The sequence below is a fragment of the Martinezella sp. CNPSo 3890 genome (assembly GCF_057784455.1).
The window spans coordinates 1,128,047-1,145,778 of the sequence record NZ_JBXSOR010000001.1 but is presented as its reverse complement, the minus strand read 5'-3'; the positions used below and the strand labels follow the sequence as shown (position 1 = coordinate 1,145,778).

At 58.8% G+C, this 17,732-nt stretch carries 16 protein-coding genes; all 16 read right to left on the bottom strand.

Annotated features, from left to right (window positions below; all coding sequences use genetic code 11):
• On the bottom strand, positions 1-816 hold the full coding sequence (gene lpxA / locus AC13RC_RS05650) for an acyl-ACP--UDP-N-acetylglucosamine O-acyltransferase (RefSeq protein WP_113352589.1): 816 nt from the start codon (positions 814-816) through the stop codon (positions 1-3).
• Positions 813-1,286, bottom strand: coding sequence for a 3-hydroxyacyl-ACP dehydratase FabZ (fabZ, locus tag AC13RC_RS05645; RefSeq protein ID WP_069612095.1), 474 nt, complete (start codon positions 1,284-1,286; stop codon positions 813-815). Before fabZ ends, lpxA begins: the two co-directional genes overlap by 4 nt.
• Positions 1,279-2,346 carry a UDP-3-O-(3-hydroxymyristoyl)glucosamine N-acyltransferase gene (gene lpxD / locus AC13RC_RS05640; protein WP_488556670.1) on the bottom strand — a complete coding sequence of 356 codons (1,068 nt, stop codon included), beginning with the start codon at positions 2,344-2,346 and terminating at the stop codon, positions 1,279-1,281. Before lpxD ends, fabZ begins: the two co-directional genes overlap by 8 nt.
• A 51-nt stretch (positions 2,347-2,397) precedes the next feature.
• A complete protein-coding gene (gene bamA, locus AC13RC_RS05635; protein ID WP_069612093.1) occupies positions 2,398-4,731 on the bottom strand; it encodes an outer membrane protein assembly factor BamA in 2,334 nt (777 codons plus the stop codon).
• 197 nt (positions 4,732-4,928) lie between these two features.
• Positions 4,929-6,602, bottom strand: coding sequence for an RIP metalloprotease RseP (gene rseP / locus AC13RC_RS05630; protein WP_488556669.1), 1,674 nt, complete (start codon positions 6,600-6,602; stop codon positions 4,929-4,931).
• Positions 6,603-6,727: 125 nt separating this feature from the next.
• On the bottom strand, positions 6,728-7,561 hold the full coding sequence (locus AC13RC_RS05625; protein ID WP_488556668.1) for a phosphatidate cytidylyltransferase: 834 nt from the start codon (positions 7,559-7,561) through the stop codon (positions 6,728-6,730).
• Positions 7,561-8,376, bottom strand: coding sequence for an isoprenyl transferase (locus AC13RC_RS05620; protein ID WP_488556759.1), 816 nt, complete (start codon positions 8,374-8,376; stop codon positions 7,561-7,563). The genes AC13RC_RS05625 and AC13RC_RS05620 overlap by 1 nt, the downstream gene beginning before the upstream one ends.
• A 39-nt stretch (positions 8,377-8,415) precedes the next feature.
• Entirely contained in the window at positions 8,416-8,976 is a 561-nt protein-coding gene (gene frr, locus AC13RC_RS05615; protein WP_095434804.1) for a ribosome recycling factor, read from the bottom strand.
• A gap of 56 nt (positions 8,977-9,032) precedes the next feature.
• Entirely contained in the window at positions 9,033-9,752 is a 720-nt protein-coding gene (gene pyrH / locus AC13RC_RS05610) for a UMP kinase (protein ID WP_113333713.1), read from the bottom strand.
• A gap of 238 nt (positions 9,753-9,990) precedes the next feature.
• Positions 9,991-10,917 (bottom strand): translation elongation factor Ts, encoded by a 927-nt coding sequence (gene tsf / locus AC13RC_RS05605; RefSeq protein ID WP_069612087.1) that lies wholly within the window; start codon positions 10,915-10,917, stop codon positions 9,991-9,993.
• Positions 10,918-11,189: 272 nt separating this feature from the next.
• On the bottom strand, positions 11,190-11,957 hold the full coding sequence (rpsB, locus tag AC13RC_RS05600) for a 30S ribosomal protein S2 (protein ID WP_047633284.1): 768 nt from the start codon (positions 11,955-11,957) through the stop codon (positions 11,190-11,192).
• Between the two features lie 189 nt (positions 11,958-12,146).
• Positions 12,147-13,253 carry a hypothetical protein gene (locus AC13RC_RS05595; protein WP_488556667.1) on the bottom strand — a complete coding sequence of 369 codons (1,107 nt, stop codon included), beginning with the start codon at positions 13,251-13,253 and terminating at the stop codon, positions 12,147-12,149.
• Entirely contained in the window at positions 13,253-13,870 is a 618-nt protein-coding gene (locus tag AC13RC_RS05590) for a 5-bromo-4-chloroindolyl phosphate hydrolysis family protein (protein ID WP_488556666.1), read from the bottom strand. The genes AC13RC_RS05595 and AC13RC_RS05590 overlap by 1 nt, the downstream gene beginning before the upstream one ends.
• 109 nt (positions 13,871-13,979) lie before the next feature.
• Positions 13,980-15,554, bottom strand: coding sequence for a substrate-binding domain-containing protein (locus AC13RC_RS05585; RefSeq protein WP_488556665.1), 1,575 nt, complete (start codon positions 15,552-15,554; stop codon positions 13,980-13,982).
• A 4-nt stretch (positions 15,555-15,558) separates the two neighbouring features.
• Positions 15,559-16,638 (bottom strand): toxic anion resistance protein, encoded by a 1,080-nt coding sequence (locus AC13RC_RS05580; protein WP_488556664.1) that lies wholly within the window; start codon positions 16,636-16,638, stop codon positions 15,559-15,561.
• A 203-nt stretch (positions 16,639-16,841) separates the two neighbouring features.
• A complete protein-coding gene (locus tag AC13RC_RS05575) occupies positions 16,842-17,669 on the bottom strand; it encodes a cell envelope integrity EipB family protein (RefSeq protein WP_113333708.1) in 828 nt (275 codons plus the stop codon).
• Between the last annotated feature and the right edge of the window lie 63 nt (positions 17,670-17,732).

Genomic DNA, 17,732 nt, shown 5'->3' with positions numbered 1-17,732 from the left:
TCAGCTCTTGCCGCGATTCGGCGATGAAAGCGCGCGATCGCTATCGGCAGCAATGAAATCGAGAATTTCCATCACTTCCTTGCAATCGGCATATTCCTCGCGGATAGCCGCTGCATTGTCGCGGATGGAACCTTCGCCTTCGAAGATGCTCTTGTAGGCGCGGCGAACGCGGTGGATGACGGCACGATCAATCCCTGCGCGGCTCATCCCGACGACATTCAATCCTGACAACACGCCTGGATTGCCGTTCAACATGCCGTAAGGGATGACATCGTAGCTGGCGGCCGTAAGACCACCAATGAAGGCCTGGCGGCCGATACGGGTGAACTGGTGCACCGCGCAGCCGCCGCCAAGAATGGCGCGATCTTCGATGGTGACATGTCCGGCCAACATGACGTTATTCGACATGATGACATTGTTTCCGACGCGGCAGTCGTGAGCGACATGCGAGTTGGCAAGGAACAGGTTGTTGTTGCCGACAATCGTCCTGCCGCCGTAATCGGCCGTACCGGTATTGATCGTCACGCCTTCGCGGATCGTGCAGTTCTCGCCGACATCAAGCGTCGTTTCCTCGCCGTGATGATGGACGCTCTGCGGATCGCCACCGACAACAGCCATCGGAAAGATCTTCGTTCCCTTCCCGATTGTCGTACGACCGGTCACAACGGCATTATTGAGCAACTGAATATCGTCATGCAGCACGACCTTGGGACCGACATAGCAGAACGGGCCGACAACAACATTCTCGCCGATGACCGCGCCGTCTTCGACAACCGCCAGCTTATGAATGCGGGCGCTCTTTGCGATGCTGCTCATGCCTGTTCCTGATCCTTCCGTACGATCATCGCACCGATATCGGCCTCGGCGACCAGAGAACCGTCGACCTTGGCATCGCAATGGAACTTCCAGATGGTCCCACGCTGCTTCTGCTTGACGACGTGGAATTCGACACGGTCGCCCGGAACGACCGGCCTGCGGAAGCGGGCGTTGTCGATCGTCATGAAGTAAACGAGGTTACCGCCGATGCCGTCCTTGCGGGCGCAGATCGCGCCGGCTGTCTGCGCCATTCCCTCGATGAGCAACACGCCCGGCATGATCGGCGATTCCGGGAAATGTCCGGTGAATTGCGGCTCGTTCGCCGTCACGTTCTTGATGCCGATCGCGGAATTATCGCTATCGATCTCGATGATCTTGTCGACCATCAAGAAGGGGTAGCGATGCGGCAAAAGCTTCATAATTTCAATGATGTCAGCCGACGACAGCGACGTCTTGGCTTCCTCAGTCATGCTCCGCACTCCCGTCTTTCTTGTCTCTGGCTCCTGACCGCTTCGCGATCTCCGCCGATTCCCTTAGAAAATCCCATAGCGGCCGCGCAGGTAGACCCGCATAGCGCTCGCCCGCCGGGATGCTGTTCATCACGCCGCTCTTGGCACCGATCTGCACGCCGTCGCCAATGTGGATATGCCCGTTGAGGCCCGCCTGCCCGCCGATCTGCACGCCATCGCCGATCACCGTGCTGCCGGCAATGCCGACCTGGCTGACGATAGCACAATGGCGACCGATGCGGACGTTATGTCCGATCTGGACCTGATTGTCGATCTTCGTACCTTCGCCGATCACGGTATCATCCATGGTGCCGCGATCGATCGTCGTATTGGCGCCGATCTCGACATTGTCCTGGATGATCACGCGGCCGATCTGCACGATCTTGACCATGCCGCGCGGTCCCGGCGCATAGCCAAAACCGTCCTGGCCGATGCGCGTGCCATTGTGGATGATGACGCCATTGCCGATATAGGCACAGAGCACACTCGCACCGCCGCCGATGCTGCAATTGCGCCCAATCTTGACACCCGGCCCGATGAGGGCGTTAGGGCCGATATAGGTCCCCTCGCCGATCTCCGCACCAGGGCCGACGATCGCACCGGGCTCGATGCCGATATTGGCCTCCAGCTTAGCGGTCACATCGATGGTCGCTGCGGGGGAAATCACGAGCGGATTCGCCGTGAACGTAACCGGCCGCATGGCTTGAGGATGCAGCAGTGCACCGGCAATGGCGAAATCCGTATGCGGCTTCTTCGACAGAAGTACCGGGATGTGATCGGGAACGAAAGACTTCAGTGCCGGAAGGCAAATGATGGCTGAAGCCTTGCAAGTCTCCAGCTCAGCGCGATTCTTTCGGGAAAGGATATAACAAACGTCACCCTCGCCTGCCCGATAGACGGGAGCGATAGATCTGATGACGACCTCGGAAGAGGCCGTATCAGCCAGTTCCGCCCCAAGATGCTCAGCCAGTTGTTTCAAGCTGACGCCACCATGGGGCGGGAAAAAACCAGTATGTTCCATAAGCACCAGCTCCAGAACGGTGTTCAAGCCCGCAGTTCTGGACTGCCGATATCAGAACTGGTTGGCGATGCCAAACCGGAAATTCTCGGTCTTGTCGTAATCTTCCTTCAAGACCGGCACGGCGTAGTCAACACGGATGACACCGAACGGCGAAGACCAGATCAGACCGGCACCGAGCGATGCACGGATCGAGCTGTCGTTATGAAGCGTATCGCCAAAGAGATTCGCCTTGTTGCCGTAGAGCGTGCCTGCATCAGCGAAGGCTGCGATACGCAGGCCGATATCCTGGGGAACGCCCGGCATCGGCATGCTCGCTTCAGCCGAAGCGGTGAAGTAGGTCGTACCACCGAGCGGATCGCCATGCGACGAACGCGGACCGATACCAGCATTCTCGAAGCCGCGGATTTCACGGCCGCCGAGCGTGAACTGATCGAAGACGTTCAGCTTGCCATTCGTCGGCATCACGTAGCCGGCACCCACCGTCAGCGAGCCGATGATATCGGCTTCGTCGCTGATCATCTGGTAGTAACGAGCCTTACCGCTCAACTTGTAGAAGTCAGAGTCGCCGCCGAGACCCGCAAATTCATGCGTGAACTTGGCGATGATACCTTCACGCGGAAGGTTCTGATCATCAAGCGTGTTGTAGGTGAAGGTCTGCGAAACCGTCGACTGCACCCACGGGCCGTTCTCAACGAGGTTGAGATACGGAGCCGAAAGGTTGTTCTGCCAATCGTTCGTGCCGTCGTAAGTCAAGCGCTTGTAGTTGTAGCGCAGGGTCGTTGCCAGATTCTCGGTGATCGGCGCGGTAACGCGCAGCGAGAAGCCTTCTTCCGAATAGTCGTAGTAATCGTCGCTCGACGTCTGGTTCTTGAAGATATCGAAACCGGCAGCCAGACGATAACCGAGGAAATAAGGCTCGGTGAACGAGATGTTGTAGGTACGATTACCTTCCGTACCGGCACCTGCGGCGAGACGGATGTACTGACCGCGACCGAGAAAGTTCTTTTCTTCAACCGAAGCTTCCAGAAGCAGGCCGCCATTGTTGCCGACGGCGTAACCGGCACCGATACCGAAGGAGCCCGTCGGCTGGTCTTCGACGTTGACGATGACGATGACGCGGTCCGGAGCACTGCCTTGAGCCGTCGAGATATCGACCTTGGTGAAATAGCCGAGCGCGTCGAGGCGACGCTTCGCACGCGTGATCATTTCCTGGTTGAAGGCATCGCCTTCGTTCAGATCGAACTCGCGGCGGATGACGTAGTCACGCGTGCGGGTGTTGCCACGGATTTCGATACGCTCGACATAGGCGCGCTCGCCCTGGTCGACCAGATATTCGATGCCGATGGTGTGGCCGGACAGATCGCGGTTACCGCGCGGCGTGATGCGGGCGAACGGATAGCCGGCAGCCGCGACGCGCTTGGAAATGTTCTCGATCGAGGTCTGGATATCCTTGGCGCTGTAGACATCGCCCTTGTGGGTGATGACAAGGCCTTTCAGCTCGTCGGCATTGATACCTTCGACGGTCGAGATGACGTTGATATCGCCGTAGGTATAACGCGGACCTTCGTCGACGTTGAAATTCAGCGTGTATTCGTTGCTCTGCTCGTTCAGCGTCGCATCGGCACTGACGACGCGGAAGTCGGCATAACCGTGATTGTAGTAGAACTGACGCAGCTGATCCTGGTCAGCCTGCAAACGCTCGGGGCTGTAGACGTCCTTACGCGTCAGGAACGACAGGAAGTTGCTCTTCTTCGTGCCGATGACCGAAGCAAGGCGACCGCTGCCATAGGCCTGGTTGCCCGAGAAATTGATCTTGTCGATCTTGGTACGCTCGCCCTCGTTGATGACGAAAGCCACGTTCAGACGACCCGGCGCGACTTCGGCGGTCTGCGTCGTCACCTGCACATCGTTACGACCGATGGATGCATAGGCATCCTTGATGGTCTTGACGTCAGCCTGAACGGTCGCCTCGTTATACGGGCCGGCAGCGTGCGTCTGGACGATGCCCTGAAGCTTGTCGTCCTTGATCTTGCGGTTGCCGTTGAAGACCACGGCATTGATGAGCTTGTTTTCGCTGACCGATACAACCAGCGTGCTACCCGAAACGGTAATGTGGACATCGGAGAAATATCCGGTGGCATAGAGCTGCTTCACCGAAGCATCAATGTCACTGGCGGAGAAGCTCTTGCCGGGCTTGATCGTGATATTATCCCGAACGGCTGTCTCGCCGACGCGTCCAGCACCGCGAACGTCAACCCGCTGAATAACAGCTGCTTCAGCGACAGAAGCAGAGGCAAGGGTGATCACACCAGCGCCCGACGCAACAACACCTGCAGACAGCGCTACCGCCGACACTGCGTTCAAAAATTTTGAACCAGCCTTCATTTCACTTCTTACCTTTTTTCAATCGTCCCCAGCCCCGAGCGAACCCGATTCCGGCCACGTGTGTCGTTTTACCCGCTTTTGACATACAAGCAAGGGAGCACGTTAATTTCTGTTTACTTCATTTCAAAGCGTGGCTCATTCGCCACTACGGCTTTGAAACATCGTAAATAAATCGTAATTTTCCTCTCGTCGCCCCACTAGCCTATTCTGGAACTAATATCGTTCCAGGTTGCAAACACCATGAGTGAGAGCACCATCGCAAATCCAATCCGAAAAGCGATATCCTGCGCTCGTGCACCCAGAGGTTTTCCCCTTACGGCTTCAATCGCATAGAACATCAGATGGCCGCCATCAAGTACCGGGACGGGCATCAAATTTAATAACCCTATTGAAACAGAAAGTATGGCGGCGAATTGGAGCACCGCGGCAAAACCCAGAGTTGCCATTTGCCCGGAGAGTTGTGCAACCCGGATCGGCCCGCCGAGCTGATCGGCCTTCATATATCCGCCGATGACGTTGCCGAGATATTCGAAAGTGCCGGAAACGATACTGCCAGTCTGCTTCACACCTTCGGTAAGCGCCTGCAGCGGCCCATAAGCCTCGTAACGCAGCCTGATCGGCTTCTGACCATCGCTGATGCCGATCGTGGCAATCTCCGTCCGTGCGCCGAAGACATCGGTCTCCTCCGACTTTCTCGGCGTCACCGATACGTCACGGGTCTGGCCATTACGCTCGATCAACAGTGCCATGGGCTTGTCGGCATGGGCAGCCGCATAACGCTGCACTTCGCCGATAGAGCCGATCTCCCGTCCATCCACAGAAAGAATGCGGTCACCAAGTTCCAAGCCCGCCGTCTGGGCCGGACTGTCAGCCCCAATCGACGCGATCAACGGATCGATCGGGGCGATGCCGATGCTGCCGACATCCTTCTTGTTTCCGGATGCGTCCGTATCCGTCAATGTTGCGGTCACGATCGGCAAATCGCGGATCACGCCATCGCGCTGGATAGTCAGCACGATGCTCTTGCCGGGGCGCTCGGCGATATAACGGCCGATATCGTAATAAGTAGCGGCATTATTGCCATCGACAGCAATCAGACGGTCTCCTGCCTGCACGCCGGCCTTTGCCGCCGGTCCGGCCGGTTCCACCGCAGTCACCACCGGATCGACGAGCGCGATACCGATACGGCCCATTTCCATCTTGTTGCCGAACTGATCGGTGTCCTCGACCAGTTTCGGAACGATCCGGAAATCGCGATTCTGGCCGTCGCGGTCGACGGTCAGTACGATAGTGCGGCCCGGGCGCAGGCCGACATAGCGCTGCACTTCATCGAAAGTCGTCACCTTGTTGCCATCGACGGCGATCAGGCGGTCGCCTGGCTCGATGCCAGCCTCCGCGGCAGCACCGTCGCGCGTCACCATGGCCACGACCGGATCGGCAACCGTGCGGCCGTAAACGCTGAAAAGGACTGCGAAGATTACAATGGCGAGCAGGAAATTGGCGATCGGTCCGGCCGCAACGGTTGCAGCCCGCTTCCAGAGCCTGGCTCCAGCGAAGGATTGGGCGCGCTCCTCCTCCGTCATGGCCGAGAGCTGATCCACATCGGTCTTGCTGGAGGCGTCCTCGTCGCCGAAGAATCGCACATAACCGCCGAGCGGAATGAGGGAGAGCTTCCAGCGTGTGCCGTGTCTATCGGTAAATCCGGCAATCTCCGGCCCGAAGCCGATCGAAAAAGCCATGATGCGGATGCCCGACCAACGACCGACCAGATAGTGGCCCATCTCGTGCACAAAAACGAGCAACGACAGCACAAAGACAAATGTGATGACGTTGTTCGTCAAGAAACCGATGAAGCCAGCCGCGCTACCCATGCAACGATCCTGTTCGTGTTAGAGCGGTTCAGCTTTCACGGAAGCTCCGAACCATTCCATCTTTCTGTTTTCTCGCAATTCCAGACGGAAAACCGCTGCGCACTTTTCCTGGAATTGCTCCAGTATCAGACCCCGAGCAGAACGCCGCCCAATGAAAAGGTCTCGCCGCTCATTGTCAGCGTTATTACGATAGCCAACAAAAACGCCGCAAAACAAGCAAAAATTAGTCCATCGACCCGATCCATGACGCCGCCATGTCCGGGAATCAGATGGCTCGAGTCTTTCACACCAAACTTGCGCTTGACGAACGATTCGAACAGGTCGCCGATCTGGCTGCAGACGGAAAGCACCAGGGCAAGAAGAGGAATCCACAGGTCTTCTGGCGAAAAGAAGCTCCACACGACCGCCGTTCCCGCGATGACGGCCGCGATAGCACCGCCGATGGCACCCGACCAGGTCTTGCCCGGCGATATGCTCGGTGCGAGCTTCGGCCCCCCGATAGCGCGGCCGACGAAATAGGCAAAGATGTCCGTCGCCCATACCGTGGCAAAGACGAACAGCATCAGCACGAAGCCGCGAAAATCGTCATCACGGATCTCGGCAAGGGCAATTGCCGTCAATCCGGAATAGAATATGCCGCCCGGCAGCCACCAGCTCTTTCCACGTATGGCTACCATGATCGCGGTAACAGCAACGAAGACGGCCAGAACCTCGATGGAATAGACGGATTCGCTCAATGCCGTCGCACCGGCGATCAACACGAGCCCAAGCCAGCCGAGCGCGTTTCCCTGAGGATCACGGCCATGTAGATCCGATATAGTCGACCATTCATAATAGACGAGCAGCCCGATTATGGCGGCCAGCAGGCGAAAGCCTGAGCCGCCATACCAGGTAGCTGCAAGAACGATGGCGGCGAGAATGATGCCGGAGATAATGCGCAGCCTGAGTTCGCGGCTCATCAGGACCCCACGGCCGCCGCCTGCTTGGCGGAAAGGCCGCCAAAACGCCGGTCGCGCGCAGCATATTTCTCCAACGCCGAGAAGAAGAGCTCGCGGCTGAAATCGGGCCAGTAGTCCGGCACGAACATGAACTCCGAATAAGCGGCCTGCCAGAGCAGAAAATTCGAGAGCCGCTCTTCGCCGCTCGTGCGAATGATGAGATCCGGATCGGGAATACCGGCCGTGTCGAGACGGGCATCGACCAGGTCCGGAGTAACGTCCTGCGGGCGCAGCCTTCCGGCTTCGACATCCTTGGCAAGACTTACGAAGGCACGCGTGATTTCGTCACGCGAGCCATAGTTGAAGGCGATGACCAGCGTCAGGGCCGTGTTGTTCCTAGTGGTCTCCTCTGCCTCGAGCAGCAAGGGCAGGATATCGCCACGCAGGCCGCTGCGATCGCCGATGACGCGGATGCGCACATTCTGGCGATGAAGCTCGGCAAGGTCCCTCCGGATGAACGCCTTGAGAAGGCCGAGGAGATCGCTCACCTCCGCCTCGGGCCGGCGCCAATTCTCCGAGGAGAAGGCGAACAGCGTCAGATATTTTATGCCGATATCGCCGGCAGCCCGCACCGTCTCCCGAACCGCCTCCACGCCCTTGCGGTGGCCCATGGTGCGCGGCAGACCGCGCGCATTGGCCCAGCGTCCGTTGCCATCCATGATGATGGCAACGTGTTCAGGTACGACAGAGAACGTAGGAGCTGACATATGGGTCCGGTTTCGTTCGGCGGAAGATGCTCTGGCCTCATAATCTAGGGCGCAGCCGCCGCTTTCAATATTGCGAAAATCGAAAGCGCGACACTCCCCAGCATGCGATCAGACGTGCATGATTTCCTTTTCTTTGTCGGCTAGCAAGCGGTCGATTTCCGAAATCGTCTCATCCGTCATCTTCTGCACACGTTCAGAGAGAGAGCGGCTCTCGTCCTGACCGATTACGCCATCCTTTTCGGCCTTTTTGAGGCCATCCATGCCATCACGGCGCACGTGGCGAATCGCCACCTTCGCCTTTTCGGCATATTCATGCGCGACCTTCACCAGCGAACGGCGACGCTCTTCGTTGAGTTCCGGCAGCGGGATGCGCAGGTTCTGGCCATCGACGATCGGATTGAGGCCGAGATTGGATTCGCGGATGGCACGCTCGACAGCGCTGACCATCGATTTGTCCCACACCGACACAGTCAGCATGCGCGGCTCCGGCACGGTGATATTGGCCACCTGGTTCAGCGGCATGCGCGAGCCGTAGGCTTCGATCGTCACAGGATCGAGGATGTTGGCGGATGCGCGCCCGGTGCGCAGTGATGCGATGTCGCTCTTGAATGCCGCAATGGCGCCATCCATGCGGCGCTTCAGTTCCTTGAGATCGCTGGCTTCACTCATGTCTATACTCCCCTGTAATGAGGCGACACCGGGGCTGACCCGGCGTCACAGGAATGTCAGTTGTCTGATACGATGGTCTTGCGGCCGCCGCCGGTCAAGATTTCCGCAAAGCCGCCCTTCTCGTGTATGGAGAAGACGACGATCGGAATGGAATTTTCGCGTGCAAGCGCCACGGCGGCGACGTCCATGACGGCCAGCCCCTTTTCGAGCACCTGACTATGGGTCAGATGATCGAAGCGTTCGGCATCGGGGAACTTCTTCGGATCGGCGGAATAGATGCCATCGACCTGAGTTCCCTTAAAGATCGCTTCAGCGCCCATTTCGGCGGCACGCAGCGCGGCAGCAGAATCTGTCGTGAAGAAGGGATTGCCGGTGCCGCCGGCGAAGATGACCACGCGGCCGAGCGAGAGGTGGTAGAGCGTTGCGCGCTGCGAGAAGCTTTCGCAGATTTCCGGCATGGAGATGGCCGAGAGCACGACGGTATCGATATTGAGCTTGCGCAGCGACGTCGCCAGCGCCAGCGCATTGATGACCGTGCCGAGCATGCCCATGTGGTCGCCGGTCACCCGGTCGCCGCCCTTGGAGGCCACGGCTACCCCGCGGAAGATATTGCCGCCGCCAACCACGACGCCGACTTCAACACCCATTTCGCGCGCCTGTGCGATATCACCGGCAATCCGGTCCGCGACCGTGACATCGATACCAAAACCCTGGCTGCCCATCAGAGCTTCACCAGAGGCCTTGAGCAACACGCGCTTGTAGATCGGCTGGGACATCGTAGCTCCTTGAAGTGATCATCGGGGGAATGATTGTGAAAGCCGGATACACGAAGGGCACCGCGTTGTCACGCGATGCCCATACGTTTTCCCTGATATGGTTTCACCAAACCGAGATATGTCCCTTTTCGACCGTGCTTTTCCGCACTTCTTTAAATTGCGGAAAAGCCCTATCGTTTTGTTTCCTTACGCATTCCGAACAGAAAACCGCTACGCACTTTTCCTGGAAATGCTCAGATCAGCCTTTGGCGACAGCTGCAACTTCTGCGGCGAAGTCGCTTTCTTCCTTCTCTACGCCTTCGCCCAGCAGCAGGCGGGCCATGCCGGTGATTTCGATCGGAGCGCCGGCGGTCTTTTCAGCTTCCTTGAGCGCAGCACCGACCGTCAGGTCCGGATTGATGACGAAAGCCTGCGACAGAAGAGCGACTTCCTCGAAGAACTTGCGCATGCGGCCTTCGACCATCTTCTCGATGATGGCTTCCGGCTTGCCGGATTCGCGGGACTGTTCGATGAAGACGTTGCGTTCGCGCTCGGCGACGGCTGCGTCGACTTCTTCGGCGCGGATAGCCAGCGGGTTCGTAGCAGCGATGTGCATGGCGATCTGGCGGCCGATCGAGGTCAGAACAGCCTTGTCACCGACCGACTTCAGGGCGACCAGAACGCCGAGCTTGCCGATACCGTCGCCAGCAGCGTTATGGATGTAGGTCGCCACAACGCCATGCTCGACTTCCAGCTTGGCGGCACGACGGAGCGTCATGTTCTCGCCGATGGTAGCAATCGCGTCCTTGATGGCGTCGGCGACCGGCTTGCCGGATGCGGGATAGGTCGCAGCCGAAATGGCTTCAACGGTACCGTCGGTGGACAGCGCAACTTCGGCAATGCCGCGAGCGAGGTCCTGGAAGGCATCGTTACGGGCAACGAAGTCGGTTTCGGAATTGAGCTCGACAACAACGGCCTTGTGACCAGCGCCGGCAATGGCGATCAGGCCTTCAGCGGCGGTGCGGCCGGACTTCTTGTCGGCCTTGGAGATGCCCTTGGCGCGCAGCCAGTCGATTGCGGCTTCGATATCGCCGTTCGTCTCGGTCAGCGCCTTCTTGCAGTCCATCATGCCTGCGCCAGACTTTTCGCGCAGTTCTTTCACCAGTGCAGCCGTAATCTCGGTCATAAGCTTCCTCTTGTCGGTTCATACGGTGCGGCAAACGGCTTGAGCCGAAGCGGCACCGATTTGAGGGACGAAATGTACCCGTAAGTATGACAGCGTTATGAAACCGCGCCATACTATGGAATTCTTGATTGGAACATGCCTGGATTTTCCGCCCAGGCGAGGCGTTATCAAAAACGCGATAAGGCCGCTCGAACTTCTTGAAGTCGCAAACGGCCTTATCCCGGATATCAATGCGCTTGGGCGGGCAATCTTCTGCCCGCCGCTTGGCGCGATCAGGCTTCGGTGCCGTCCGCCAGGGTCGGCTCGACCGGAGCTTCTTCGGAAGCGCCGAGGTCACGGCCCGATGCGCTCTGCTGGCGAGCGATACCGTCGATGGCAGCACGCGAGATCAGGTCGCAGTAAAGAGCGATGGCGCGCGAGGCGTCGTCGTTGCCCGGGATCGGATAGTCGATCAGGTCCGGATCGCAGTTCGAGTCGATGATGGCGACGACCGGGATGCCAAGGCGCTTGGCTTCGTCGATCGCGATCTTTTCCTTGTTGGTGTCGATGATGAACATCAGGTCCGGCGTGCCGCCCATGTCCTTGATACCGCCGAGGGCCTTGTCGAGCTTTTCGCGCTCGCGCTCGAGGTTCAGACGCTCCTTCTTGGTGAAGCCCTGGGCTTCGCCGGAGAGGATTTCGTCGAGCTTGCGCAGGCGCTGGATCGAGTTGGAGATCGTCTTCCAGTTGGTCATCATGCCGCCGAGCCAGCGGGCGTTGACGTAGTACTGAGCCGAACGCTTCGCGCTGTCGGCGATCAGTTCGGACGCCTGGCGCTTGGTGCCGACGAACAGAACGCGGCCGCCGCGGGCAACGGTGTCGCTGACAACCTGCAGAGCGCGGCTCAGCATCGGAACCGTCTGGGCGAGGTCGATGATGTGGATGTTGTTACGATCGCCGAAAATGTACGGCTTCATCTTCGGGTTCCAGCGGTGCGTCTGGTGACCGAAGTGAACACCTGCTTCGAGAAGCTGGCGCATAGAAAAATCGGGCAATGCCATGCCTTTGTATCCTTTTCCGGTTGAACCTCCGCAAGGCGAACAGCATCCTCTTCGAGAATGCCACCGGGCGGAAAAATCCGGATTTCTCCCGGACAATCCCATGCCTTACGTGTGGAATGCGGGTGCCCATACCTTCGATTCGCTTGGAATGCAAGGCTTTTGGATCAAAAAAACAATCTCGCCATGCCCTCAGCTGGCCAATTTATCAAGAAGCGCCAGCATGACATTGGCATCCGGCATAGGCAATACGGCATCGATCTCGGCCGGCAGCAGGCCGGCGATGGCATTGTCGGCATCGCCGGTCGCGGTGCCGAGCGGTCCGCGGAAACCGTGCCTGGTCCAGGCGAGCTCCTGCAATCGCGGGCTGACGAGAGCTTCGATCATGCGATCGACCTGTTCGTCGATCGCGATCAACGGATGCGCGGAATAGACGGTTGGATGCGGATAGAGCACGACGGGCTTGGCGCTGTTGCTCGCCTGAACCCTCTTCCAACGCTGCGGATCGGCGATGATCCATTCCACCAGCTGATTCTCATAGCCGACGATCATCGGTTCGCCGCCAATGCCGCCCGCGAGATACTGTTCGAACAACTTGCCCGACGAAGACGACTTGAAACCCATGTTGCGGAAGATCGCCTGGGCCTTGTCCCCGAACTGCGCCAGAGCGTCCGGACTCGCGACGTTGCCGCTCAGGAGGCTCAGTACCAGGCCGGAAAACATGAAGCCGGAATTGGAGCGATTCGGATCGGTCGACACGATTCGGGCCTGGCCATAGAGCGAGTTGACACCGAGCTTCGACCAGTTCGTGCCGGCAAGCATGGCATCCAGCAGCGCCTTGAGATCAAGCTGGTGCTGCCCCTCCGGCGTCGTGTTGACAAGCCCCGCCTTGGTCAATCCATCGACGACCGGCTGCCAGGAATAGACTACGACGGGCGTGTTGAGGATGACGCGGTCGTTGCGGATCCTAATGCCATTCTGCCGGGCGATATCGACCATGATCGACGAGGATGGCCAGAGGAAGGCGGGATTCTGCGACAGAAGCGCCTGCTCCCGCACCATTTCCACGGAGCCTGCGACGCGGCTGTTGATCTCAAGGCCATGACTGTGCAGTGCCGATACCACGTCGGCATCGGCAAGGAATGCCTCCTTCTCGCCGCCGATGAAGCCGAAGAGCTTGGTGCTGTTGCCGAGCAGCCCTTGCAGCTCCGGCCTGTCCTTGACGGCGAAATAGCCTCCAGTCCCTGCGACCCCGGCGGCAAGAAGCCCTACTCCAAAAGCGCGGCGAGAAATGGCCATCAGCGTCCTATATCCTCTTTGAGTGAGGCCTGTATGAGGCGCAGCTCCGTATCAAGCGTATCGAGCCTGTCTTCGATCAGGCTGTCGGAATAGTGTACGAAAGCATCTTCCAGTTTGGTCAGAACGAGACCGACCTCCTGAAGGCGCGCAACATCCGGCTGGCGTTTCGCCTCGATGACGGCAAAGCCCTCCGCCACCTCCGCCGCGCGCGGCAGATAGTAGCTGAGGAACCGTCTGACGGTGCCGGCGCTTTCCGGATTGGCTTCCACCTTCGCAAAGACGTCCGCGGCGATCTCCGCCAGATGCCGCACCCGTTTTGCCACATCCTTGCTGCCGATCTGGTTCGCCGATGCTTCCAGCCTTTCGGCCGCGGGAGCAGCCGTGCTCAACAGGTCGCGGGCGAACTCCAGACGCCCCCTGCCGATCGCCTTCGCATCCAGCCCCTCGAACATGCGCTTAGGTGCAAGGAGGAAAATCAGGCCGACGAAGACCAAAAGACCGATGATGGCGGCAATCCATATCGGCATGCCGGCAAGAAAGCTGAGCACGGGAACGATGATCGCGGCAGCAAGCCCCGCCACGATCCAATTCCAGTCATTGCCGAACCAATTGCGCATTATCGTCCTAGAGCAATTCCAGCAAAAGTGCGAAGCGGTTTTGCGTCCGGAATTGCGTGAAAACAAAGAGATAGAGCATTTCTGTGACTCCGTTCAGAACAGAAATGCTCTAGTTATAGCCGCGCACCGCCCGGAATGCGCTGACCAGATCACCACGGCCGTCGAAGACGCGCGCCGAGGTCTCCTGCGCGAGGGCATCGAGCTGCCGCTTGTCGGCATCGCCGAAGGTGATGCCGAACACTGGCACATGCGGGCTTACCGATGCCCAGCGGCTCATGAAATAGCCATTCCCATCATCGGATTTTCCATCGGTCATGATGACGATCGCGGGCAGGTAGGATGACAGCTCTTGCGTCGACTTCATCCGGTCGAGCGCCTTGCTCGCACAGGCATACATATCAGTACCTCCACCCGCATGCTGCCGAGAAACCCTTTCGACCAACATCTTTTGCTGATCGGGCCTCCCGGTCGCCTCGATCGTGGTGCGAACATTGGCGTCAAAGGGAATGACGATGATGCGATCGGCTGGCGTCCATTGCGCCAGGACCTTGCCTGTTTCTTCCGGGTTGAACAGGAATTGCATGGCCGCCTGAAGCTGTTCTTCGCCCTTGCCCGCCATCGAGCCCGAAAAATCGAGGCAGAGAGCCGTCAGCGAAGGCTTGCGCAGCCCCACCTGATAAAGATCAAGCGCCTGGCGGATCATGGCAGGCTCCGGCATGCGGATGGCCGTCACGATCCGGGTCGGATCGAAATTCCATGTCAGGTCCGGCTTGGCGGCAATATCGGAGAGCGGGATGCGGCGACCCGTATCGGCAATGCGTTTCTGCACTGGCGCGGAACGCAAATAGCCGACGAGCTGGTTGAAGAAGGTCTCGACCTCCTGCCCTCGCCCGTGATCGATAAAGCCGATAGGCGAATCGGCGACGACGACGCCATCGGCGGGGTAGATGGCATAGAGTGGCTCCTTGCCCATGCCGGCAAGCTTGTCATTGGTTTCCTTCAGAATCGCTTCGTAATTCCACATGGCGTCGTAAAGCACACCCTTGCCGGCGGAGTCGGTATAGAGATCTGCAAGCCAGCCCGACGAGCCCGAAGAACGCTCCACACCGCCAAGCAGCGCGCGAACCGTGCTTTGGACATCCGGCTTGTCGAGATCGCCCGGCTCTATCACCGGTTTGTTGCCGAGCGCACTCGACAGCATGGCAAGATAGGCACTGGCGCCGGAATTGGATTGCGTGGCCGACGTCATGAGAAACTTCAGCGAACCGCTTTTCACTGCCGCCAGTATGTCCTTCATATAGACCGGCTTGCCGACCCAGCCGAGCGCCTCGGCCTTGGATTTGCGCACGCCGAGAATAACAGGCATCTGTGCGACCGATGTCAGCGACTTGACGCGACGCTTGGTGTCGAACATATCGACCCAGACGCTCGACGCCGGCCAGACGGCATCCTGTTCGACGCCCTGTTCGCTCTGGAGCGCCAGACCGATATCCAGCGTACCCTCATAGGTGAAGCTGCAAGTCGCCTTCTTCTCCTTGCAGAACTCTTCGACGATCGGCTGCAGGACGGTGTTTTCAGAGCCGGAAATGATCGAGAATTTCGAGACCTGCCCGCCGACATTGCAGCTGCTCAACAGGAGTGTGCCTGCCAGCGTCAGCGCGGTAGCAAAAGTGCGGGTTGCCATGGGTTCACCGCGCCTCGATCATCGCCTTCTTGAGCTCAATGGTCATTTTCTGCATTCGCTGCTCGGCCTCGGCCCGCTTGGCGCGGCCATCCTCCTGCACCTTCAGGACGCCACCGATCGTGTCGATCAGATCGCGGTTGGCGGCAGCAAGCGTGTCGATGTCGACGATACCGCGCTGCGATTGCTGTTCTATGGCAATCGCCTGGTCCTTCATCATTTTCGATGCCTGGCGGATCATGTCGTTGGTGGCGTCGGTGACGGTCTTCTGCAGTTCGAGCGCGGACTTCTGCTGGGTCAGGCCCAGCAGGATCACCATCTTCTGCTTCCAGGCCGGCACGGTCAGTGCCGACGTCGCCTGCAGGTTCTCGATCAGGGTTTCGTCACCGGCCTGAACGATACGGATCTGCGGCAATTGCTGAATGCCGAGCTGGCGTGCCTGCTGCAGGTAGAAGACCCGCTTTTCCAGGCGATCGAGGGCCTGTAGGCTATCCTGATAGACCTGCGCCTCCAGCATGCCGCCGCCAGGATTAGCCGAAGCCGCATCTGCGGAACTTTTCAGGCGCGGAAGTTCGGTCGCACGAAAACGCTCGGCGAAATCCTTGCCGGCCTGCACATAGGCATCAAGCTGCACGATGGACTGCTTTGTCTCTTCATGCAGATCGTCCAGAAGGGCGATGTCCCGGCGCAGAATATCCTTGTGACGGTCAAGCTCGAGCCCGATGCGATCGATCTGGCCGGCTACGTCTTCGAACTGCTCCTTGAAACGCTCCAGCTTCGCCCTGAACGAGGAAAACATCCGCGATAGGAAGCCCTCATCCTTCAACGAGGCAGGATCGAGCTTCTTCGACTTGACGATGATATCGGTCAGCAACTTGCCGACTTCGCCGAGATCGCGGGTGCGCACCTCGCGCAGGATACGATCGGAATAATCGGAAACGGCCTGCTGGGCACGGTCGCCATAGACGGAAATGCCGGCCCTGTCGGTCAGATCTATGCTGTCGCCGATGCGGGCGATTTCCGCCGGATCGGCCGCGACGACCGGCAGCGTGTTATTGGAACTCGTGGAGATACCGGTATTGCTCATAGGTCGTGCTTTCTCGCCCATAGACTCGGGAGCCGACCGCAAAAATTGCCAATCGCCCCAAGACGATGCCCCCGCGCGCCCCACTACAATTTCAGATCGAAGCAGAGGGAATCTGCACTTACTTCTGCGTGTCGATCATTTCACACAATAGTGAAACTTGGATCACAGTTTTATGACAGAGGTTTTGCACGTTGAACGAGAGTCTATTGGCACGCCTTCGTACCGAGAACTTCAAGCTTGGTGAGCTTGCCGGTCAGCACGAAGTCACCATAATCCATGGTGAGGTCGCGCGTGATGCCGTTCTCGTAGAGTTTAAAGGACATCCGGTAGACGGGCATGGCGTCGCCGGTGGACTTTTCGTTGAAATAAGCCACGGTCACCGGCCAAAAAGGCGTCTTGGAGAAGGCGCCAGCCTTGTCGGCATCGGGATCATCGGTCGCCGGCGTCTGTTCCTTGCCGACGACGGTGGTGGCGATCAGCGGCTTGTCCCCATCGTCGGAACCGTCGAAAACCTGCGCCTCGAAAAAGTTCTTGCCGAGCTTCGCATTGTGGATGATGTCGAGCATGTGTTCCGTCGGGAAGCGGCTCTCGATGATCTGGACCTGCTTGTTCTGCGGCTGGGTGAGGTCGACCTTGATGCCCTTCTGGTCGTCGCTTGCGGCGCCGCGCACATCCTTGTCGAGCTGGCTGTCGGTATAGGACTTGGTCTCGAAGCGGAACAGTCGCTTGCCGAGATCCTCGAAGGTCGTCGTCTGCTGGTCGCTGACGCGCGTTGAGTCCCCCGTATCGATCTTCGTCACGAAGCGGAAATTGGTGGTGAATCCGGTGCAATCGGAGCCTTCGAACTCATAGACCATGCGGCCGACCATGCCGGAGATGCCGGAGCGATCGGAGGCATCCTTCAGTTCGAGATCATAGACGGCGCGATGCGCGATCAGCCCGCTCGGACCGGCAGCATGGGCTGCCGAGGTTCCCAGTGACAGAATGCTCAGGCCCGAAACGACGGTAGCAGCAAGACTCGAGCGGAACATTCATTATCTCCTGTTGGACTCGCACGCGATGTTATAAGAACGCTTTCGGCTGAACGAGGCTGC